Raw genomic sequence first — 21,887 nt, 5'->3', positions numbered from 1 at the left:
AAAAAACGCCTAAAAAACATCCATGGCCGAATGCCGGAGTTTCCAGAGGAGCTGATGCGCCTGTTGCGCATGACTTACCACATCCAGAAACGGATGAAAGATTTGAGCAACGCCGCGTTGCGCAAGTATGAGCTGGTCGACGCCAGCTACATGGTGCTGGCAGTGCTATACGGTTCGGACAATGAAACCTCGACGGCATCGACGCTGGGCGAAGCCTGCATGGAGAAGCCCGCCAACCTGACGCGCGTGTGCAACGACCTGGAATCGCAGGGCCTGATCACCCGTGGCAACCGGCCCGGCGACCGCCGTTGCGTGATGATCTCGCTGACCGACGAGGGCCGCGCATTGGCCGAGAAGGTGCTGCCGGAGGTATGGAGCACCACTACCCGCGCCTACGATGGCTATAGTGCGGAAGAAGTAAAACAACTGGAAGCGCTGCTGAAACGGCAGCTCGATAATTTAGAATCAATCACTTAGACCTGAGCACATGAACGCATCTCCCGCCGCCTCGCCTTCTTCGGACCACAGCGCGGCGCGGAGAGCCTTCATTTGGGTACGCAAGGAAACCGCCGACTGGCTGAACACCGAAGGCGAACGCTGGATCTACGTGGTGCGCGCCATGCTGGCCGCCTTCTCCGCCTTGTGGCTGGCCTTCCGTCTCGGCCTCGACTCCCCTTTCACCGCCCTCGCCACCACCATCGTGCTGGCCCTGCCCAGCAGCGGCATGGTGCTGGAAAAAGCCCTGCACCGTTTTCTCGGCACGCTGGTCGGCTGCGCCGCCGCGTTGACGCTGGTGGCGCTGTTTCCGCAGACGCCGATCGTGCTGTTTCTCGGCCTGGCGCTGTGGGTGGCGCTGTGCACCGGCGGCGCGGCCATGCACCGCAACCAGCAGTCGTACAGCTTTGTGCTGGCCGGGTACACGGCGGTGATGATCGCGGTGCCGGCGGTCGATGCGCCATCCGGCGTGTTCATGCTGGCGGTAACGCGTGTGACGGAAGTTAGCCTGGGCATCCTCTGTTCGGCGGTGGTGCATGACGTGATCTTCCCGCGCCGTCATTCGCGCGCGGTAATGCGCACCGTGCAGGCGCGCTACGCCGGCTTTATCGGCTTCTGCCGCCAGGTGCTGGAGCACCGCATCACACCGGCGGAGGCGGAGTTAAACCACCTGAAGTTTGCCGCTGATATCGCCGCGCTGGAATCGGGGCGTGCCGCCGCCTTCTTTGAAGCCGGTCATTCGCGCTCGCACACGCGTCAGCTGCACGCCTTCAACGCCGCCTTCATGACCGCGCTGACCACCTTCTACACGCTGCATCGCCTGTACCACCGCCTGCGCATGGCAGGCGCAGGCCCGGTGCTGGCGCTGGTGGAACCGATATACGCGCATCTGGCAAAGACGCTGGGCGAGGATCTGACCTCGGCGCGGTTGGCGCAGATGCGTGGCACGCTGACCAACGATATCGCCGCCGCGCGCGCGCGATTGAGCGCCGGCCCGGCGCCGGAACGCGCGCTGCAGATCGACTTCGACACGGCGGTTGAGCTGCTGGAACGCTTCGCCGGCGACCTGGCTGATTTCGCCGCGTTGTATCACGGCCTGGCGCAGCAGAAGCGCCAGCAGGTCAGCGATCCCGGTTCATATTCGCCGAAGACGCCGCCAGCCATCATCGCCGCCAGCGGTTTCCGCGCCGGCGCCACGCTGCTGGTGACCGCCGCCATGTGGTACTGGCTGGCGTGGCCAGGCATGGTCAACGCGATTCTGATGGCGACGATCTTCTGCGCGTTGGCCTCGTCGTCGCCACGGCCGACAGCGCTGGTGCAGCAGGTGCTGATCGGCTTTCTGCTGGCGATACCGCTGGACTTCATCACCGAATTCTTCATGATCGCCAGGTCGGACAGCTTCTTTCCGATGGCGCTGGCGGCGCTGCCGCTGTTCTCCTTCGCCGCCTACCTGTGCAGCGGCCCGCGCTGGGCCGGCGTTGGCATCGGCATGGGCATGTTCTCGGCCACGCTGGTGGTGCCGATGAATATGATGCGCTACGACGTTGAATCCTTCGTCAGCAGCGAACTGTCGCTGACCATGGGCGTAGTGGTGGCCTACCTGATGTTCAAGGTGGTGCTGCCCGAGCATACGATGGGCCATCGCGGCCACGTCGCCGCCGCGCTGTGGCGCGAAGCGCAAAATGCCTGCACCAAAAGCCTGTATCGCCTGAAGCGCCGCTTCGACAACCGCGTGCGCGACCTGCTGAGCCAACTGAATGCCGCTGCCGGCCCGGCGCCAAGCGCCGAAACGCGCGCGGTGGTGCGCCAGGGCCTGACCTTGCTGGAACTGGGCCACGCCGTCATCGAGCTGCGCCAGCTGATCGCCGCCTCGCATGCAGGCGCTGCGCGCGACAGCCTGGAAGTGGTGCTGCGCCAGCTGGCCGCCTATCTGCATGCGCCGTCGCACGCCACCGGCGAAACCGCGCTGCAAGCCATCCTTGACGCCGGCAGCGCCGTGCGCGCTGCACTGTCCGATGTGCTACCCGATGCGCAGCATGAGCGCCGCGCGCGGCTGAACACGGCGCTGACCGATCTACATTCCATCTATACGTCCTTGCTGGACCAGCTTTCGACAGGAGATATCCGTGCCGCGTGAAATTGACTTTTTTGGCGTGCTGCTACCCGGCGTACTGCCGGTGTTCCTGCTCAGCGGCCTGCTGCAACTGGCGCTGGATGCGGTATTGAGCCACATCGGCGCGTATCGCAGCAGCTGGCACCCTGCGCTAGTGCGACTGTGCATGTTCGTCTGCATCTTCAGCGCCCTTCTGGTCACCCTGTACAAATAACTTTATCTTTGAGAGCCTTCTGTGAGCGCATCTAAAATTTTTCGTTTTTGCCTGACCATGCTGTTGCTGGCGGCGGCCCTGTGGATGGGCCGTTCGGCCTGGGATCATTACATGGAATCCGCCTGGACCCGCGACGGCCGCGTCAAGGCCGACGTCATCACCATCAGCACCGACGTGGCGGGCACCGTGACCGAAGTGCTGGTACACGATAACCAGCTGGTGCAGAAAGGCGATGTGCTGTTCATCGTTGACAAAGCGCGCTACGAGAACGCGCTGGCGCAATCGAAAGCGCTGCTGGCGTCGCAGCAGGTGGAAAAAGGCCGCCGCACGCAGGAGGCCAAACGCCGCGCGGGCCTCGACGACACCATCGTCTCGGCAGAGAGCAAGGAAACCGCACAAGCGGCAGTAGGCACCGCTTCGGCGCAATACCAGGCCGCAGCCGCTGCGCGCGAACTGGCTGAGTTGAACCTGGAACGCACCGTGGTGCGCGCGCCGGTCACCGGCTACGTCACCAACCTGAATGTTCATCCGGGCGATTTTGCCGCCGTCGGCGCGGCCAAGCTGGCGCTGATCGACGCCTCATCGTTTTACGTGGTCGGCTATTTCGAAGAAACCAAGCTGCCGCTGCTGAAGGTGAACGACAAGGTGGAAGTGCACATGATGAGTGGCGCGGCGCAGTTGCAAGGCCACATCGAGAGCATCGCACGCGGCATCACCGACCGCGATGCGAACCTGGGCCGCGAGCTGCTGGCCGACGTCAATCCAACTTTCAACTGGGTGCGCCTGGCGCAGCGCGTGCCGGTGCGCATCCACATCGATGGTAAGCCGAAAGACCTGGAACTGGTGGCCGGCACCACCTGCACTGTGGTGATCCATGGATAACAACCTGATACGCCTGTTTATCGACGCCGCACAGCTGGGCAGCTTTTCGGCCGCAGGCCGCAAGCAGGGCCTGTCGCCGGCGGCGTCCAGCGCCAGCATCCAGCGGCTGGAAGCGTCCTTGCAGGTCAAGCTGTTCGAGCGCACCACGCGCCAGTTGCGACTGACCGAGGAAGGCCGTCTATACCGCCACTTTGCCGAACAGGCGATGGCGCTGATGAGCGAAGCGGAAGCCAGCTTGCAAGCCGGCACCAGCAGCGTGCGCGGCGTGGTAAAGATTTCGGCGCCATCGGACCTGGGCCGCAATGTGCTGATGCCGATGCTGGACGATTTTCGCGCCCGCCATCCGGACATACAGTATGCGCTGACCTTGAGCGGCAACGCCTCCAACATGGTGCAGGATGATCCGGACCTGGTGCTGCGCTACGGCCAGCTGGCCGGCAACGACATGGTGACGCGGGTGCTGGCGCCCAGCCGGCGCGTGGTGTGCGCGGCGCCGTCACTGATCGCACGCACCGGCGGTCCGGCGACGCCGGAAGACCTGGCATACTTTCCAGCGCTGGTGCTGGTGACGGCCATGGGCGCCATGCAGGAGTGGCGCTACTGCACCAACGACGAGGCGGACGAACGTCGCTCCGTGCGCGTGCAGCGCGGGCAGCAGAGCAATGATGGCGAAATCCTGCGCAGGTGGGCCATCGCCGGCCGAGGCTATGCGTATAAGGCACTGCTGGATATTTCGGATGATCTGCGCTGCGGCAGGCTGGCAACGGTACTGGACGAATACTTCACCGACAGCGAACCACTGACGTTGCTGTACCACCGCGACCGCTACCAGCCGCCACGCGTGGCGCTGCTGATCGCCTATTTGCAGCAGCGCTTCGCCGAGCTGGCGTAAGCGCCTCTGCAGGCCAGCCTAGCGCGCGCCGGCGGCGTCGATGATGGCGCCGCTGACGTAGGAAGATTGAGGACCGAGCAGCCACAGGATGGTTTCGGCGATTTCCTCCGGCTGGCCGCCGCGTCCCAACGGCACCGTGGACGCCAGTTTGTTGACCCGATCTGCATCGCCGCCGCTGGCGTGGATGTCGGTATAGACGATCCCCGGCCGCACGCAATTCACGCGGATGCCTTCCGGGCCGACTTCCTTGGACAGGCCAAGCGTCAGCACATCCACCGCGCCTTTGCTGGCGGCGTAGTCGACATACACGTTGCCGCCGCCATGACGCGCAGCGCCCGACGATACGTTGACGATGCCGCCGCCCTGCCCGCCGCGCGCGGTGGACATGCGCCGCACCGCTTCGCGGCTGCACAGGAAGTAGCTCAGCACATTGGTGCTCAGCACGCGTTGCAGACGTTCGGCCGACATATCGGCCAGCTGTCCCTGCTGCTCCAGCACGCCGACATTGTTGACCAGCGCCGTCAGCGGCCCCAGTTCCTCGTCGATGGTGGTGAACAGCCGCAGTACGTCCGTCTCGACGCCGACATCGGCCTGCACGGCGATCGCTTCACCGCCCTCGCCGGCAATCTGCGCGCGCAGCTGCTCGGCCGCTGCGGCGTTGCTGTGATAATTGATGCAGACCGCGTAGCCACGGCGGCTGGCCAGCAGCGCGGTCGCCGCGCCGATGCCACGGCTGCTGCCAGTCACCAGCAAGACCTGTTTCATTACTTCTCCGGGCTCAGGTTGGACATCGCGTAAGTCAGGTGCTGCCACCAGTGATCGCGCGACTCCACGCTGCGCAGGCATTTCTTGTCCAGTTCAGTCTTGAAGACCGGATCGCGGCATTGCTTGTTGATCAGCGCATTGCGCTGGTTCTCGGCATTGACCAGCGCGATGCCCATCCAGAAAATCACGCCCATAAACACAATCACCAGGCTCCATGCCACGTGATTGATGTAGGACCATTCAAACAGCGTCTCCAGCGCAGGCGAAGATTCCTTGTAAATCTTCATCACCTGGCCTTCAGCTTCCTCTCGCTCGTTGCGTGGGAATTTCATTTTCTTATCCGTCCTTCCTTGATTACTTCTTCGCGGCGCGTTCCTGCAGCGACCTGACCACCAGGCTGTCGACCACCGCGAACATGGCTTTATGTGCTTCCTCGGCCGACGATACACCGTGACCCGCCACCACCGGCGAGGTGGTGTAACGGCCATCAACGACCAAAGCCGGCACGCTGTCCAGTTTATACTGCGCAGCCACCTGCTGCGCGCGTTTCAGTTTAGCCTGAACGCCGAAGGAATTAAAGGCGGCCAAATATTTGGTCTTGTCGACGCCGTTCTTCACCAGGAAATCCAGCAGCGCCTGATCGGTATTCAGGCGATTGCGGTCGACGTGGATGGCGTGGAAGATCTTTTCATGCAGATTGGTGATATTCAGCGCCTCCAGCGTGTAGAAAGCGCGCGCCTGGGCATCGTCGCCCATGTGCATGCGGCGGAACACGACCTTGTCACCGTTCTTTTTGACCCAGCTGGCCAGCAACGGATCAAGCACATTGCAGTGCGGGCAGTGGTACATGAAGAATTCCAGCACCTCGACCTTTTTGCCGGTCTCGGGACGCGGGCCGTCGACAGTGTTGTAGTCCAGGCCATTCTTGAAATCGGCGGCGCCTGCGGCAGCAGCCACAAAGGCAAGAGTGGCGACCAGTGGGCGCAGCAGGTTCAGCAAACGCATGACAATCCTTCAAATAGGCGATAAACGCGGCAGATTACCACTTTTTCCCTGCGCCGGCGCAGTGATTAAGCCGGGTTTAAGGACGGCGTTTGCGGGCCGCTTCCAGCTTCTCACACAACACGACCATGCCATCGGCAATGCGCGGTGTGGCGCGCACCAGCAACTCGCTGTCCAGCATGAACAGGTTGTCGCGCTGGACCGCCTGCAAGCCTTTGTACGGCCGCCAGATGTTGATGCCAGCTTGGCCGTCATGCTGCTCGCTGCCGATAATGGCTTCCGGGTTCTCCTGCAACACTGCTTCGGTGCTGACCGATGGCGCGGTGACTTTGAGGCCGGCAAAGATATTGCTGCCGCCGCAGACGCGCAACGCATCGCTGACGATGTGCTCTCCATTCAGCGTGAACAGCGGCTTCTCCCAGATCTGGTAGAACACCCGCACCGGCGACCGCTGGGCATAGCTGGCGGATAGCTTGCCGATCTTCTGCCGATAGTCGCGGGCGGCAGCTTGCGCGGCAGCGTCGGTGCCCAGCAGCTGGCCCAGGCGGGTCAGGCTGGTGGCGATGTCGTCGAGCTTTTTCGGTTCGCTGTAGAAGATCGGAATGCCCAGGCTTTTCAGCTGCGCCAGCTGGCGCTCGGTATTCCCGGTCTGCCATACCACCAGCAGATCCGGACGCAGCGCCAGCAGGCGCTCCATGTCGATCTGCGCGTTGGTGCCGATCACCGGCAGGCGCTTGGCCGCTTCCGGATAGTCGCTGTAGTTCATGGCGCCGACCACGCGCTCGCCACCACCGGCTGCAAACAGCAGCTCGGTGATGTGCGGCGCGGTCGAGATCACGCGCAGCGCCGGCCTGGCCAGCGTGACGCGATTGCCCGCGTCGTCCTGCACCGTGATGGCGGCGTGTGCAGCGGTGCCGGCCAGCGCCAGCAACAATGCGAGTGTGCGCATCAGAACTCGTAGCGCGCCGAGAGCTTCAACTGGCGACCGTTGGATGGATAGATGCCACCTTTGCAGCTGAAGGCTTGCGAGTAGTAGTTCTTGTCCGTCAGGTTCTGGCCCGATACGGCCCACTCCCACTGGCCAAAGGTGCGCGCATAGCGTGCGTCCAGCGTGGTGTAGGACGGCATTTGACCCGAGCAGTCGTTGGCGAAGTCGGAACCATAGCGCTGCTTGTCGGTCCACTGCACGCCCACGTCGGCGGTTTGGCTGGCGCCGGTCCAGGCCAGGCGCGCGGACAGCGTGTTTTTCGGCACCAGTACCATCTCCTTGCCGTCGTTGACGCCTTCGCGGAACTTGGCCTGCACGTGCTGGTAGTGCGCGTTGACCGCCCATGCCGCATTGAGCTTGTGCTCCGCATCCAGTTCAAAGCCCTGACGGCGCGTTGGATCGAGGTTGGTGTTGGCGCCGTAGACGTTCGCCGTTGGATCGAAGAAGATCTCATTGGTCAGGTTATGACGGAACACGCGTGCGGTGATTTTGCGGACGGCATCAGCGTAGCTCAGGCCCAGTTCCGCGTCATGCGACTGCTGCGCCGCCAACGGTTTGTTGAAAACCGGCGTGTAGGAATCCTCGTCAGAGGTGGCGACGCGGAAGCTCTGCCCCAGCTTGCCAAATACCGTCACGTTCGTCACCGGCATATAGCTCGCTTGCAGTTCCCACGCATTGAGCGCCTGCTTGGCGTCGTAGGCGGCGGAGGCCAGCGGATCAGCGTAGTCCTTGTCGAAGATCTCGCGGCGCACACCAGCCGAGATGCGGCCCTCGTGGACCGGATCGAAGCGCAGTTCATCGCGCACGTACAGCGCTTTTGATTTCTGCTCGGCGTCGGCGGCGGAGTAGGCGAAACCGCCGGATGCCGCATCGGTGGTGCGGTCCCATTTGGTGAAATCGAAACCGGCCACCAGCTCATTGACCATGCCGTTGATCGCGCCCAGCTTGCGCACGCGCGGCGAGAACTGCCACTGCTTGCTTTCATAGCGGCCGGTGGATACGCCAAACGAGGACACGTACATCGACTCCACCGTCTTCTTGCGATACGACAGATCGGCGGCGAGGTCATGGCCATACAGGCGATGCTGGCCGAACACGGTCAGGCGGTCGCTGTCGAGCGAGCCGTTGTCATTCGGCGTCAGCGTCTGGCGCGGATTGGCGTTGAACTGCGCTTCGCTCAGCGCGCCGGCAAATTGCATGTCCTGGCGCGCGCCTTCATAACGGAAGCCGACGCGATCGAACTGGTTGGCAAACCATTGCGCGCCGCCGCTGAACTGGGTTTGCTTGAATTCGTTGTTGTCGCGGTAGTTGTCGGTGCGCTGGGTGTCCAGCGTAGCGTCGGCCGCAAAATTGTCCCAGGCCTGGGCGCCGGACAGGCGCACTTCGCCCGCGTGGAACTGGCCACCTTCGACAAACATGCTGGCGCGGCTGGTATTGGCCTGCGGACGCTTGGTGACGATATTGATCACGCCACCGGTGGCGCCGCCGCCATACAGCACGCTGGCGCCGCCGCGGGTGATTTCGATGCGGTCCACGGTATCGACCGGAATGGTCGACAGGATGGCGTTGCCCAGTTCATTCTCGGACAGGCGCACGCCATCCAGCACGATCACCAGATTCTGGCTGCTGTTGGTGCCGAAGCCACGCAGGTCGAGGCCGAAGTCCGGGCTGCCGTCCAGCGACTGGCGGCCGTACACGCCGCCGACCTTGCGGATCGCCGCATTGACATCGCTGGCGCCGGAGCGGCGGATTTCATCCGCGCTGATGATGATGGCGCCGATAGGCGTCAGCGAAGGATCGGCGTCGAAGCGCGCGCCGGTGACGGTAATCGAGGACAGCGCCTGGCCGGCTTGCGCCACATCGGCTTCTTCAGCGTGAGCAAGGGGAGCGGCAAAGCACAGGGATACAGCGGCAGCCAGCAGGCGCGGACGGAATGCGGAGGAGTTCATGTTTTATCGTTTTCTAAAAAGCCATCCGCCTGCGTCCCCGCAGACTGGAAGCGTACGGGAGGCAACGCCTCCCCCTCGTCTGGCCGGTATCCGGGCTGGTTACGGTTGCGGGGGCAGCACACTTTGGATTCGTGTTTCCCTGGCGCCAGAACAGGCGACATTATACGCCCGACAAGATCATTCAGTTTTTAGATATGATCCATCTATATTTACTGCATTGATTCCGCAACTATGAGTGCCTATAGTGAAGGTTGAAAGGAATTCGCTATGACACTACCTACCTATTTCCTGTCCCACGGCGGCGGCCCCTGGCCGTTCATGATGGACCAGGTCGGCCATCTGTATGGCAAGCTGGACGCCTCGCTGCGCGACATCCCGCGCCAACTCGGCGTCACACCGAAAGCGCTGCTGGTGATTACCGCGCACTGGGAAGGCCGCGACTTCATGCTGTCGTCGTCGCCAAAGCCGCCGATGATTTATGACTACGGTGGCTTCCCGCCGCACACGTATGAGGTGCAATATCCTGCACCGGGTTCGCCGGAACTGGCGGCGCAGGTGCAGCAACTGCTGGAAGCCGGTGGCCATCACGCGGTGCTGGACGCGCAGCGCGGCTTCGATCACGGCACCTTTAGCGCGCTGTATCCGGTGTATCCACAGGCGAATATGCCGATTGTGCAGCTGTCGTTGAAATATGGTCTGGATCCACGCGAGCACCTGGAAGTCGGCCGCTTGCTGGCGCCGTTGCGCGAGCAGGGTGTGCTGATTGTCGGCAGCGGCTTGAGCTACCATAACCTGCGCGCCTTCAACGCCGCCGGCGCGGCAGCTTCGCACGCTTTTGATGGATGGTTGCGCGCCACCATGGCGCTGCCGCCGCAAGCGCGCACGGCACAGCTGATGCAATGGGAACAGGCGCCAGCCGCGCGCATGGCGCACCCGCGCGAGGAACACCTGCTGCCGCTGATGGTGGTGCTGGGCGCGGCAGAGCAAGATGCCGCCAGCGTGCCGTACCACGAAGACGCCTTCATGGGCGCCCTCGCCGTCAGCAGCTTCCGCTTCGGCTAGAACCGGGGTCAGTTCCGCCAAACGTACACGAGCCCTGCCGTAGCGGACGCTACGGCAGGGCTCGTGTACGTTTGGCGGAACTGACCCCGGGTTTAGGTGCCGCGCTTGCCGTTGGCGGCGGCGCGGGCTTTTTCGGCGGCGATGGCGGCTTTCTCGGCGGCCTTGGCGGCCATCTCGGCTTCGTGTTGCGCCAGGCGGGCGTTGCGCGTCTCCGGCGTTTCCAGCGAGATGCGGCCCAGGATGCCGCTGCGGTAGTCGCCGAGGAAGGTGTGGGCGGCCTTTTCGTAATCCAGGTCGCCACCCTTCTGGCGGAAACCGCGCTTGATGCCGACACCTTCCACCACGCCGATGGCGTCAAATTTCTCCAGCTCCTTGAAGCCGTAGCGCGCCACCAGCAGTTCCGGGTAGTGCACCAGCAGTTCGCCGGCCAGGAACTCGGCCACTTCTTCCTCGATCAACGCGTTCGAGCCGATCGCGTGGCTGGCGGCCAGCATCAGGCCGTCGCTTGGCAGCGCAATCTTCGGCCACAGCATGCCGGGCGTGTCGACCAGCACGGTGTTCTTGTCCAGATAGAGCTTCTGCTGCTGCTTGGTCACCGCCGGCTCGTCGCCGACTTTCGCCACCCGCTTTTTCAGCAAGGCGTTCATCAGCGTCGACTTGCCGACGTTGGGGATGCCCATGATCATGATGCGCAGCGGCTTGGTCGGCACGCCGCGATGCGGCGCCAGCTGCTTGGCCAGCTCCGGAATGCGCGCCACGTCGGCCGGCTTCTTGGTGGTCATCGCGTAGGCGGTCACGCCTTCCTGCGCGTTGTAGTACGCGGTCCAGGCAGCGGTGGCGGCCGGGTCGGCCAGATCAATCTTGTTGAGGATCTTCAGGCACGGACGCTGACGGAACTTGCGCAGCTCCTCCACCATCGGATTGGTGCTGGCCTCGGGCAGGCGCGCGTCGACCACCTCGATCACCAGATCGGTGTTCTCCATCTGTTCCGCCGCCTTCTTCTTGGCGGCATTCATATGCCCTGGGTACCATTGTATCGACATGCTCTGACCTTCAAAAACGTTCTGACAACCCGCTATTTTACCTGCTAACGGGACCGGTATTCGTTTATCATGGGGCGCTTTACCCTTTAAATTATACAAACAACAACTCCGGAGTGCTGAAGATGAGCATAGCTGCACCGTCCAACCCGAGGGAAATCACTCTTCGCGGGATTATTCTGGGCATTCTGATTACGCTGGTATTCACCGCCGCCCAGGTTTACCTCGGCCTGAAGGTCGGCCTGACCTTCGCCACCTCGATCCCGGCCGCGGTGATTTCGATGGCGCTGCTGAGCGCGTTCAAGGACGCCACCATCCAGGAAAACAACATCGTTCAGACCATCGCCTCGGCAGCAGGCACGCTGGCCTCGGTGATTTTCGTCCTGCCCGGCCTGCTGATGATCGGCTGGTGGGCGCACGTGCCGTTCTGGCCGACCTTTGGCGCCTGCGCCATCGGCGGCGTGCTGGGCGTGATGTACACGGTGCCGCTGCGCCGCGCGCTGGTGTCGCAATCGTCGCTGCCATATCCGGAAGGCGTGGCAGCCGCTGAAGTGCTGAAAGTCGGCATGGCCTCGCGCGAAGGCGCGGCTGAAGGCAAGGCCGGGCTGCGCGCGGTGGTCTGGGGTGCATTGACCTCGGCCGTGTTCGCCGCCTTCGCCGCCGCCAAGCTGATGGCTGCCGAAGTGACAATCTTCTTCCGCACCGGCGCCGGCGCCACCGGCATCGGCGCCTCCAGCTCGCTGGCGCTGATCGGCGCCGGTCACCTGATGGGCATCACGGTCGGCGTCGCCATGCTGGCCGGCCTGGTGATCGCCTGGGGCATCCTGGTGCCGCTGATGACCAGCCTGACACCTGCTGCCGCCGGCATGGCGGTGGCTGACCATGCGCTCAGCATCTGGTCCAAGGAAGTCCGCATGATGGGCGCCGGCGTGATCGGTATCGCCGCCATCATCACGCTGGCCGGACTGGCCAAGCCCATCCTCGGCGGCCTGAAGTCGGCCATCGACACCGCGCGCAAGGCCAAGCTGGACGGCGCCGTGCTGGAACGCACCGAGATGGACATCCCGATTTTCATCGTCGGCCTGGTGACGCTGATTTCGCTGGTGCCGGCCGGCTGGCTGCTGGCCAGCTTCCTGCAAGGCGGCCCGCTGGCCTCGCTGTCGGTGCCGCTGGTGGCGGTGGGCGTCGGCTACATCCTGATCGCCGGTATTTTCGCGGCAGCGGTATGCGGCTATATGGCGGGCCTGATCGGTTCGTCGAACTCGCCGGTATCCGGCATCGCCATCCTGGGCATTCTCGGCGCCGCGCTGAGCGTCGGCTTCGTCGGCCGCAGCATCATGGGCCCGGAAGTGGCGCAGGCGCTGATCGCCTTCGCGCTGTTCGTCACCACCGTGGTGCTGGCGGTGGCGGTGATCGGCAACGATAATCTGCAGGATTTGAAAACCGGCCAGCTGGTCAACGCCACGCCGTGGAAACAACAGGTCGGCCTGCTGATCGGCGTGGCCGCCGGCTCCTGCGTGGTGCCGCCGGTGCTGGAACTGCTGAATCACGCCAATGGCTTCGTCGGCGCGCCCAACCTGGATTCGATCTCGGACCAGCCGCTGGCGGCGCCGCAAGCCTTGCTGATCTCGACCTTGGCCAAGGGCGTCATCGGCGGCAACCTGCAATGGAATCTGCTTGGCTATGGCGCGCTGATCGGCCTGGCGCTGGTGCTGGTGAACTTCGCGCTGAAAAAGGCCAGCAACGACAAGTACAGCCTGCCGCCGCTGGGCGTCGGCCTGGCGATCTACCTGCCAAGCGCGGTGATCACGCCGGTGGTGATTGGCGCCGTCGCTGGCTGGCTGTTCGAGCGCGCGGTCGAGAAAAAGGCCGGCGGCGAGTCGGCCAAGCGCATCGGCGTGCTGGTGATGTCCGGCTTCATCGTCGGCGAGAGCCTGTTCAACGTCGCGCTGGCCGGCCTGATCGTCTTGTCCGGCAAGGGCGAACCGCTGGCCATCGCCAACAGCATGGGTGAAGGCACCACCATGATCATTGCGCTGCTGCTTGGTGCCGCCATCGTCGGCGGCCTGTATCGCTGGTCGGCGCGCAACGGCGCCAGCGTCCATCAGCAAAGCTGATAGACAAAAAAGCAATACCCCTCTATGATTGCCGTATTGCAATCATAGAGGCTGTATGAAAACCTACGTTCTGCCCCTGCTGTTCGCCGCTATCGCCGGCTCCGCCCACGCCGCTCCGCCGGTCCAAAGTTTTTTCGAGACACCCCAGGTTTCCCATGTCGAACTGTCGCCCAAGGGCGGCTACGTCGCGGCCGTGCTGGCGCTGCCGGACGGCGGCTCGGTGCTGGCGGTGCGCAGCACCGATGGCGACGCCCAGTTCCAGGGCGTGTTCAAGGCGTCGGCCGACCAGACGATCTACAGCGTGCACTGGATCAATGAAAAGCGCATCGGCATTACCGTCAAAAATCTGCTGATCGAATTCCAGGGCAACCTCGAAGAAGTCGCGGTCGACCGCGACGGCGGCGAACTGACCCACCTGATCACCGGCAACTGGGGCCACCGCCAGGATAGCCTCGGCAGCAATATCCGCTCGCAAAAGCTGACCGCCGACTATCTTTACTCGGCCGCCACCCGCGACGGCTCGGACGATATCCTGGTCGAACACTATAGCTGGAACAATATCGACATCGCGCCGGACCAGTCGCGCATGTACCGCCTGAACACACGCACCCGCCAGTTGCGCCCGGCGGTGGACGGCACGCAACCGCCGGCCGTCAAGGACTGGATGGTCGACACCTATGGCCAGGCGCGCATCGTGCTGTCGCAGAAAAACGGCCGCTGCATCTATTCCTATCGCCGCGCCGGCGAGAACGAATGGAAGGAACTCAACAACAGCGGCTGCTACGACAGCCGCTTCGTGCCAAAGTTCTTCGATGGCAACGACACGCTGTACGTGCGCGCAGATTACAAGGGCTATGGCGCGCTGTACCGCTACGACCTGAGGACGCTGAAGATGGAGGCCGAACCGATCGTTTCGCTGCCCGGCTTCGACTTCAGAGGCGTGCCGGTGATCGACTATGCCAGCCACCGCCTGATGGGCGTTCACCTGTACGGCGACGCTGGCACCACCTGGTGGATTAATCCGCAGTTGAAGGCCGAGCAGGCCAAAATCGACGCGCTGCTGCCGGGCACCACCAACACCATCGATTGCGCCGACGAATGCCTGCAAGGGCCGGTGCTGCTGGTGTCGGCTGCCTCGGACCGCCAGCCGACCACCTATGTGCTGTACCAGCGCGCCAGCGGCAAGCTGCTGGCGCTGGGCTCGACCCATCTGGACATCGCAGCGAAGGACATGGGTCTGCGCGACTTCCACCACTACCGGGCCCGCGATGGCCGCCAGATCCCGGCCTATGTGACGCTGCCGCCCGGTCCGGCCAGCGGCCCGTGGCCGGCCGTGGTGCTGGTGCACGGCGGCCCCAACGTGCGCGGCGTGTTCTGGCACTGGGACGCCGAGGCGCAGTTCCTGGCGTCGCGCGGCTATGTGGTGATCCAGCCCGAATTTCGCGGCAGCACCGGCTACGGCTACGACCATTTCAAGGCAGGCCTGAAACAATGGGGCATGAGCATGCAGGACGACCTGGCCGATGCCGCGCTGTGGGCGGTCAAGCAGGGCTGGGCCGATCCGAAGCGCATCGGTATCATGGGCGCCAGCTACGGCGGCTATGCCACGCTGATGGGACTGATCAAGCATCCGCAGATCTTCCGCGCCGGCGTCGAGTGGGCTGGCGTCACCGACATCAGCCTGATGTTCAACACGCCGTATTCGGACGCCTCGGAAGAGACGCTGAACTACAGCCTGCGCACGCTGATCGGCGACCCGGAGCAGGACGCCGCCCAGTTCAACCAGTATTCGCCGCTGCTGCGCGCGGCCGAACTGAAACAGCCGCTGCTGATGGCGCACGGCCTGGAAGACCTGCGCGTGCCGATCGTCCACGCCAACCGCTTCCGCGACGCGGTGCAGGCGCACAACAAGAACGTCGAGTATGTCACCTACGACGAGGGCCACGGCTGGCGCCACGCGGCGAGCCGCATCGACTTCTGGACCCGCGTCGAGGCCTTCCTCGACAAGAACCTGCGTTAGATCTCGGCCAGCGCCTTCAGGTGGGCCACCACGCTGCGGCCCAGCGCCGACAGGTTGTAGCCGCCTTCGAGGCAGCTGACGATGCGGCCGCCGGCGTGCTGGCGCGCCACCGTCATGATCTGTTCGGTCATCCAGGCGTAGTCGGCTTCGACCAGGCCCATGCCGCCGATATCGTCCTCGCGGTGGGCGTCGAAGCCGGCCGAGATGAAGATCATCTCCGGCTTGAAGGCGTGCAGCGCCGGCAGCCATTGTTCGGTGACGATCTGCCGCACCGCCTCGCCCTTGGTGTGCGCCGGCACCGGCACGTTGACCAGGTGCTCGGTGATCGGCAGCGGCTCGCTGTACGGGTATAGCGGGTGCTGGAAGAAGCTGACCATCAGCGCGCGCGGCTCGTGCAGAAAGGCTTCCTCGGTGCCATTGCCGTGATGGACGTCGAAGTCGACGATGGCCACGCGCGACAAGCCGCGCACATCCAGCGCGTGCTTGGCGGCCACCGCCACGTTGTTGAACAGGCAGAAGCCCATCGGCTCGATCGGCCGCGCGTGGTGGCCGGGCGGGCGCACCGAGCAGAAGGCGTTGTCGATTTCGCCGTCCAGCACGGCGTTGGTGGCGGCCACGGCGGCGCCGGCGGCGCGCTGGGCGGCGCGCCAGCTCCAGGCGTTAAGCGAGGTGTCGCTGTCAAGCGGGTAGGTGTCGCCTTCGGCCGGCACGTTGTCGCGCACGATGGCGATGGCGTTCTTGCTGTGGTTGCGTTCCAGGTCGGCGATGTCGACCAGCGGTGCGTCGCGGTGCTCCAGCAGGTCGCTGATATGCGAACCGATGAGCTGGTCGGCGATCGCCTGCAGGCGCGCCGGTGATTCCGGGTGCCAGTCACCCATGTCGTGACGCTGGCAATCGGGATGGCTGTAGATGGCGGTGGTCATGTTTTTCTGTAGAATCCCCTCAGGCGCTAATCTACCATACATATCATGACCACAAAATTGCATGCCGTGGCACGTCAGGTCGGCGACATCATCGTCGGCAAGGAGTTGCAGATCCGCCAGGCGCTGGCCTGCCTGCTGGCTGGCGGCCACCTGCTGGTGGAGGATGTGCCGGGCGTCGGCAAGACCACGCTGGCGCACGCGCTGGCGATTTCGCTGGGCTTGCGCTTCAATCGCATCCAGTTCACCAGCGACCTGCTGCCGGCCGATGTCAACGGCATTTCGATTTATGAACGCGAGCGCAACGGCTTCGTGTTCCATCCGGGACCGGTGTTCACCCAGGTGCTGCTGGCCGACGAAATCAACCGCGCCACGCCGAAAACGCAATCCGGCCTGCTGGAGGCGATGGAGGAGCGCCAGGTCAGCGCCGATGGCGTGACGCGCGCGCTGCCGGAGCCGTTCTTTGTAATCGCCACTCAGAACCCGACGCATCAGGTGGGCACTTTCCCGCTGCCGGAGTCGCAGCTAGACCGTTTCCTGATGTGTCTTTCATTGGGCTATCCGGATGCGGCCGCCGAGCGCGCACTGTTGATGGGCGAGGACCGCCGCACGCTGCTAAAGACGCTGCCGGCGGCGATGACGGCGGACGAGCTGGCACAGGCGCAACAAGGACTGCGGCAGATTCACGCATCGGCGGCGCTGGTCGATTATGTGCAGGCGCTGGCGGCGGCATCTCGCCAGAACGGCATGTTTGCCGAGGGACTGAGTCCGCGTGCGGCAATTGCGCTGCTGCAGGCGGCGCGCGCGTGGGCGGCGCTGGAGGGACGCGACCACGTGCTGCCGGAGGATGTACAGGCGGTGCTGGTGCCGGTGTGCGCGCACCGGCTGCGGCCGCTGAAGTCGGCGCATGGCGTGGCGCTGGCCAGCCGCGACCTGGTGTTGCAGTTGGCGGCCTCGGTGCCGGTCTAGCCCAGCATGGTGGCCGCGCTGCAAGCCCTGTATCGCAAGGGCCGCGACAAGTGGCTGTTCCAGTTGCGCGACAGCGAGCCGGGCACGGTGACGCTGACCATGCGCAGGGTGTTCATCCTGCCGACCCGTGCCGGGCTGGCGTTCACAGTGCTGCTGCTGGTAATGCTGATCGGCGCGCTGAACTACAACCTCGGCCTCGGCTTCGCGCTGACCTTCTTTGCTGGCGCTTGCGCGGTGGCCGATATGGTGCTGACCGCGCGCAATCTGGCGGCGCTGCGGTTGGCGCCGGGACGCACGCAGCCGGTGTTTGCCGGCGAGTCGGCGCAGTTTGAGCTGCTGCTGCAGAATCCAGCTGGGCCGGACCGCTTTGCCGTGTGGCTGGGCTTTCAGGCGGACGGCGAGCCGCGCCAGGTGAGCGATATCGCTGCGGGCGCCAGCAGCGCGGTGGTACTGTCGGCGCCGGCGCTGCAACGCGGCTGGCTGGCGGCGCCGCGTGTGCGGCTGGTGACCCGCTTTCCGCTCGGCCTGTTCCGCGCCTGGAGCTACTGGCAGCCGGATGCGCGGGTGCTGGTGTATCCGGCGCCGGAACTGCCGGCGGCACCGCTGCCGTCGTCCGGCGCGGCCAGCGAGGATGGGCATGGCACGGTGGGGCTGGATAATTTTGCAGGCATCCGCGCCTACCAGGCCGGCGATCCGCTGCGGCACCTGGCGTGGCGGCAGATCGCGCGCCACGATCCGGCGCTGGGCGGGCAGCTGGTGACCAAGCATTTCGAAGGCGGTGCGGTGGCCGAGCTGGCGCTGGATTTCGCCGCGCTGCCGCCGCAGATGGCGCTGGAACACAAGCTGTCGCGCCTGGCCGGCTGGGTGCTGGAGGCCGAGCAGCGCGCGCTGCCCTACCGCTTCCAGCTGGCGCAGCACGACTACGGCCCCGCCCTCGGCGACGCCCACCGCGCCGCCTGTCTGCGCGCCCTCGCCCTGTACGGCCAGGAGGACACGCCATGAGCGCCACGCCACCCGACAACAGACGCTCCGCTACGACCGTCTCGCCGGCCGAAGAGACGCGCTCGTCCGCGCCGCTCGGCCGACCACGCGCGCGGCTGGCGCTGCGGGTGACGCGCGACAAATCGGACACGCTGCTCTTGCTGCTCGCCGCCTTGATGGTGCTGGCGCCACACCTGCCGCACCTTCCATTGTGGATCAGCACCCTCGCCTGCGTCACGCTGCTGTGGCGCGCAGCCATCACCTGGCGCGGCAGGCGCATGCCGTCAGCCTGGCTGCTGGTGCCAGTAGCACTGGCGGCGATGGCTGGCGTCTATGTTTCCTACCGCACGTTGTTGGGACGCGACGCAGGCGTCGCCATGCTGGTGCTGCTACTCACTTTCAAACTGCTCGAAATGCACGCCAGGCGCGACCTGTTCGTCGTCACCTTCCTCAGCTTTTTCGTGCTGCTGACCAGCTTCCTGTATTCGCAATCGATGCCCAGCGCGCTGTGGGCCATCGCCGCGCTGACGGTGCTGCTGACCGCGCAACAGTCGTTCCAGTACACCGGCGCCGTTCCGCCGCTGCGCCAGCGCCTGCGCACCACGGCCAAGCTGGCAGCGCTGGCGGCGCCGTTGGCGCTGCTGCTGTTTGTCGCCTTCCCGCGCATCCAGGGCCCGCTGTGGGGCCTGCCCAGCGACGCCGCCGGCGCCAAGACCGGCCTGGGCGACAGCATGGCGCCTGGCTCGCTGTCGTCGCTGGCGCAATCCGACGAAGTCGCCTTCCGCGTACGTTTCCTCAGCCCGGCGCCACCGCAGCATCAACTGTACTGGCGCAGCATCGTGCTGGGCGACTACGACGGCCGCACCTGGACCCGCGTGCCGCGCAAGCGCGGCCTGGAGCGGCTGGACATCGCGATCCACACGCGCGGCCCGGCGGTGCGCTACGAAACCACGCTGGAGCCCGCCAACACCCGCTGGCTGGCCCTGCTGGAACTATCGGCGCCGGTGCTCAGCCTGCCCGGCTACCGCCTGCGCGACACCGACGAGATGGAGCAATTCAGCACCGAGCCAATCACCCGCCGCATACGCTTCACCACCGGCGCCTGGACCGGCTATACGTTGCAAGCCGGCGAACAGTCGCAACGCATGGCGCGCTGGCTCGAACTGCCGGCCGGCTACAACCCGCGCACGCTGGCGCTGGCGCAACAACTGCACACCAGCCAGCCGGACGCCAGCCCCCAGCAGCTCAGCCAGACGGTGCTGGCGCGCTTCCGCGCCCAGGACTACAGCTACACGCTGGAACCGCCACTGGCCGGGCGCAACGCGGTTGACGAGTTCCTGTTCGACAGCAAGACCGGCTTCTGCGAACACTATGCCGGCGCCTACGTCGTGCTGATGCGCGCCATGGGCGTGCACGCGCGCGTGGTCACCGGCTACCAGGGCGGCGAACGCAATCCGCTCGACGGTTTTGTCACCGTGCGCCAGTCCGACGCCCATGCCTGGGCCGAAATCTGGACTGCGCGCAACGGCTGGCAGCGGGTCGATCCAACCGCCGCCGTGGCGCCCGAGCGGGTGCAGCGCAACTTGGCGCAGGCGCTGCCACGGCCGGCAACCTTCGGCCTCGGGCCGCTGATCGACCTGCAAAACGATCCGGATTCGTGGCTGGCGCAACTGCGATTTGGCTACGCCGCGTTGAATAATTCTTGGAATCAATGGGTACTGGATTACAATCCCGATAGGCAGCGAAGTTTCCTTGGAGAACTAGGCACCGCCTTCGGCAACTGGCGCACGGCCCTGGCGGCGGTGCTGGTGGCAGGCCTGCTGTGGCTGCTGCGCTGGCAACGCCTGCGGCGGCCGACTGATGTGCTGGACGGCTTGTACGCGGCCTTTTGCCGGCAGCAGGCGCGCCACGGTTATGTGCGCGGGCCGTCCGAAGGGCCGCGCAGCTATGCGGCGCGCTTGCGCGCCATGCCGGCCAGCCAGGAAAAACACGCTGCGATGGAGCAGTTTTTGCACCTGTACGGTATGCTGAAGTATGCCGCCGTGCAGACCGAATCACGCCCGGCGTCGCTGGCGACGCTGAAAACCCTGTTACCTTTATGCCGATGAAGACTTTGATCACCGCCCTGCTGCTGAGCGCAGCCACCCTTGGCACCACGGCCACCGCGCAGGTGGACCGCTACGGCTACAAGCTGCCGCCAAGCATGCAACAGAAAAAGAAAAAGCCGGCCGCGCCGAAAAAGAAAGTGCCGGCCACCGATTACACCGGCGAATACGTCAACTTTGGCGACTGGAAAGAAGTCCGCGCCTTCCTCGATGACGTCGCCGAGCGCGACGGTTTCGACCGCGCCGAACTGGGCGCGCTAATCAATCAGGTGCGCTATGTCGACGCCGCCGTGCAACTGGTCAAGCCGGCGCCACCGGGCAAGCCGAAGAACTGGCAGGCCTACAGCAAGCTGATGATCGACCCGGTGCGCACCGACGCCGGCGTCAAGTTCTGGAACGAAAATGCCGAGGCGCTGAGCCGTGCCGAATCACTGTATGGCGTGCCGGCCGAGATCATCGTCGCCATCATCGGTGTCGAAACCGTCTACGGCCGCAACACCGGCCGCTTCCGCGTGCTGGACGCGCTGACCACGCTGGCCTTCTCCTATCCGGAAGCGCCGCAGCGGCGCGAGCGCATGGCCTTCTTCCGCGGCGAACTGGAAGCCACGCTGCTGTTCGCGCGCCAGACCGGCATCGATCCGCTGTCGCTGAAAGGCTCGTTTGCCGGCGCCATCGGCATGCCGCAATTCATGCCAAGCAGTGTGATGAAATATGCAGTCGACTTCGACGGCAACGGCAAGATCGACCTGCTGAACTCCAGCAGCGACGCCATCGGCAGCGTGGCCGCCTTCCTGACCAGCCACGGCTGGCAGCGCGAGCAAACCGGCGCCATCGTGCAGGCGGCTACTGTGTCGCCCAACCGCACCTGGGAACCGATGCTGCAGCAGGGGCTGAAAGCCAGCTACCGCACTGCCGAGCTGAGCGCCGCTGGCGTGACCACGGCAACGCCGGCACCGGACCAGTTATACGGCCTGGTGGATTTGCAAAACGGCGCTGATCCGACTGAATATTGGCTCGCAAACAACAATTTCTTCGCGATTACGCAATACAACCGCAGCTACTTCTATGCCATGTCGGTGGTGGAACTGGGCCAGGCGGTGCGCTTGGCGCGGGGCGGCGCCAGTGCGCCAGCAGCTGCTTCAGGGATGTAAGCAAGCGTAAAACGCCTTGTACCGTGACGCACGCCACGGTATTGTTTTGTTGACACTTGGAAATAATTTGCGCAGACTAGTGCTTAACAGGCATCAAATAGGCTGCTTAACAACAACGATTGTTATATAATTAACTTTAATTCATAATTAAAAGTGTGCGTGGGCAGCATAGCATAGAAGTCAGTGTATAATTCTCACACATTGTTGCAACGCGACAACAAT

19 protein-coding genes are annotated in these 21,887 nt (G+C 64.4%); 12 read left to right on the top strand and 7 right to left on the bottom strand.

Features of this window, described 5'->3' with window-relative positions:
• The first annotated feature begins 30 nt into the window (after positions 1 to 30).
• Genes BLS51_RS26010 through BLS51_RS25990 form a run of 5 tightly spaced genes read left to right on the top strand, consistent with a single transcriptional unit; the run spans position 31 to position 4,596 of the window.
• The gene (locus BLS51_RS26010) at positions 31 to 477 is read left to right on the top strand and encodes a MarR family winged helix-turn-helix transcriptional regulator (protein WP_229207756.1); all 447 of its coding nucleotides are present in this window, start codon (positions 31 to 33) and stop codon (positions 475 to 477) included.
• Between the two features lie 10 nt (positions 478 to 487).
• Positions 488 to 2,632: an FUSC family protein gene (locus BLS51_RS26005; protein WP_090191248.1), complete on the top strand. Its 2,145-nt coding sequence runs from the start codon at positions 488 to 490 to the stop codon at positions 2,630 to 2,632.
• The gene (locus tag BLS51_RS26000; RefSeq protein WP_090191245.1) at positions 2,622 to 2,822 is read left to right on the top strand and encodes a DUF1656 domain-containing protein; all 201 of its coding nucleotides are present in this window, start codon (positions 2,622 to 2,624) and stop codon (positions 2,820 to 2,822) included. Before BLS51_RS26005 ends, BLS51_RS26000 begins: the two co-directional genes overlap by 11 nt.
• A 21-nt stretch (positions 2,823 to 2,843) precedes the next feature.
• Positions 2,844 to 3,704: an efflux RND transporter periplasmic adaptor subunit gene (locus tag BLS51_RS25995; RefSeq protein WP_090191242.1), complete on the top strand. Its 861-nt coding sequence runs from the start codon at positions 2,844 to 2,846 to the stop codon at positions 3,702 to 3,704.
• Entirely contained in the window at positions 3,697 to 4,596 is a 900-nt protein-coding gene (locus BLS51_RS25990) for a LysR family transcriptional regulator (RefSeq protein WP_090191240.1), read from the top strand. The genes BLS51_RS25995 and BLS51_RS25990 overlap by 8 nt, the downstream gene beginning before the upstream one ends.
• A gap of 18 nt (positions 4,597 to 4,614) precedes the next feature.
• Here the strand turns inward: BLS51_RS25990 and BLS51_RS25985 are convergent, their stop codons facing one another.
• The 5 genes from BLS51_RS25985 to BLS51_RS25965 form a co-directional block, all read right to left on the bottom strand.
• Entirely contained in the window at positions 4,615 to 5,361 is a 747-nt protein-coding gene (locus tag BLS51_RS25985) for an SDR family oxidoreductase (protein WP_090191237.1), read from the bottom strand.
• Positions 5,361 to 5,693 (bottom strand): hypothetical protein, encoded by a 333-nt coding sequence (locus tag BLS51_RS25980; RefSeq protein WP_090191234.1) that lies wholly within the window; start codon positions 5,691 to 5,693, stop codon positions 5,361 to 5,363. Before BLS51_RS25980 ends, BLS51_RS25985 begins: the two co-directional genes overlap by 1 nt.
• 22 nt (positions 5,694 to 5,715) lie before the next feature.
• Positions 5,716 to 6,366, bottom strand: a complete 651-nt coding sequence (locus BLS51_RS25975; protein WP_090191231.1) for a thiol:disulfide interchange protein DsbA/DsbL — start codon at positions 6,364 to 6,366, stop codon at positions 5,716 to 5,718.
• A gap of 76 nt (positions 6,367 to 6,442) precedes the next feature.
• Complete coding sequence (locus tag BLS51_RS25970) at positions 6,443 to 7,312, bottom strand: cobalamin-binding protein (RefSeq protein WP_090191226.1); 870 nt, start codon at positions 7,310 to 7,312, stop codon at positions 6,443 to 6,445.
• A complete protein-coding gene (locus tag BLS51_RS25965) occupies positions 7,312 to 9,300 on the bottom strand; it encodes a TonB-dependent receptor family protein (protein ID WP_090191224.1) in 1,989 nt (662 codons plus the stop codon). The genes BLS51_RS25970 and BLS51_RS25965 overlap by 1 nt, the downstream gene beginning before the upstream one ends.
• A gap of 267 nt (positions 9,301 to 9,567) precedes the next feature.
• Here BLS51_RS25965 and BLS51_RS25960 point away from each other — a divergent pair, with 267 nt between their 5' ends.
• Entirely contained in the window at positions 9,568 to 10,362 is a 795-nt protein-coding gene (locus tag BLS51_RS25960) for a DODA-type extradiol aromatic ring-opening family dioxygenase (RefSeq protein WP_090191221.1), read from the top strand.
• Between the two features lie 92 nt (positions 10,363 to 10,454).
• Here BLS51_RS25960 and ylqF read toward each other — a convergent pair whose 3' ends face one another.
• The gene (gene ylqF, locus BLS51_RS25955) at positions 10,455 to 11,405 is read right to left on the bottom strand and encodes a ribosome biogenesis GTPase YlqF (RefSeq protein WP_090191218.1); all 951 of its coding nucleotides are present in this window, start codon (positions 11,403 to 11,405) and stop codon (positions 10,455 to 10,457) included.
• A gap of 122 nt (positions 11,406 to 11,527) precedes the next feature.
• Between ylqF and BLS51_RS25950 the strand changes: the two genes are divergently transcribed.
• Both BLS51_RS25950 and BLS51_RS25945 read left to right on the top strand, forming a co-directional pair.
• Positions 11,528 to 13,519: an OPT family oligopeptide transporter gene (locus BLS51_RS25950; RefSeq protein WP_090191216.1), complete on the top strand. Its 1,992-nt coding sequence runs from the start codon at positions 11,528 to 11,530 to the stop codon at positions 13,517 to 13,519.
• 55 nt (positions 13,520 to 13,574) lie between these two features.
• The gene (locus BLS51_RS25945) at positions 13,575 to 15,539 is read left to right on the top strand and encodes an alpha/beta hydrolase family protein (protein ID WP_090191213.1); all 1,965 of its coding nucleotides are present in this window, start codon (positions 13,575 to 13,577) and stop codon (positions 15,537 to 15,539) included.
• On the opposite strand, the gene BLS51_RS25940 is transcribed toward BLS51_RS25945, so the two are convergent.
• Positions 15,536 to 16,462, bottom strand: coding sequence for a histone deacetylase family protein (locus BLS51_RS25940; protein ID WP_090191208.1), 927 nt, complete (start codon positions 16,460 to 16,462; stop codon positions 15,536 to 15,538). The two genes, BLS51_RS25945 and BLS51_RS25940, sit on opposite strands and share 4 nt — an antisense overlap.
• A 45-nt stretch (positions 16,463 to 16,507) precedes the next feature.
• On the opposite strand from BLS51_RS25940, the gene BLS51_RS25935 reads away from it, so the two are divergent.
• Genes BLS51_RS25935 through mltB form a run of 4 tightly spaced genes read left to right on the top strand, consistent with a single transcriptional unit; the run spans position 16,508 to position 21,665 of the window.
• Positions 16,508 to 17,428 carry an AAA family ATPase gene (locus tag BLS51_RS25935; RefSeq protein WP_090191206.1) on the top strand — a complete coding sequence of 307 codons (921 nt, stop codon included), beginning with the start codon at positions 16,508 to 16,510 and terminating at the stop codon, positions 17,426 to 17,428.
• Between the two features lie 6 nt (positions 17,429 to 17,434).
• The gene (locus BLS51_RS25930; RefSeq protein ID WP_090191202.1) at positions 17,435 to 18,430 is read left to right on the top strand and encodes a DUF58 domain-containing protein; all 996 of its coding nucleotides are present in this window, start codon (positions 17,435 to 17,437) and stop codon (positions 18,428 to 18,430) included.
• Entirely contained in the window at positions 18,427 to 20,517 is a 2,091-nt protein-coding gene (locus tag BLS51_RS25925; RefSeq protein ID WP_090191199.1) for a transglutaminase TgpA family protein, read from the top strand. The genes BLS51_RS25930 and BLS51_RS25925 overlap by 4 nt, the downstream gene beginning before the upstream one ends.
• Positions 20,508 to 21,665 carry a lytic murein transglycosylase B gene (gene mltB, locus BLS51_RS25920; protein WP_090191196.1) on the top strand — a complete coding sequence of 386 codons (1,158 nt, stop codon included), beginning with the start codon at positions 20,508 to 20,510 and terminating at the stop codon, positions 21,663 to 21,665. The genes BLS51_RS25925 and mltB overlap by 10 nt, the downstream gene beginning before the upstream one ends.
• Positions 21,666 to 21,887 lie beyond the last annotated feature (222 nt).

Source organism: Duganella sp. OV510 (assembly GCF_900100205.1).
Classification (GTDB): Bacteria; Pseudomonadota; Gammaproteobacteria; order Burkholderiales; family Burkholderiaceae_D; genus Rugamonas.
The sequence above is the reverse complement of the archived record's forward strand: the minus strand, read 5'-3'. Positions and strand labels throughout refer to the sequence as shown.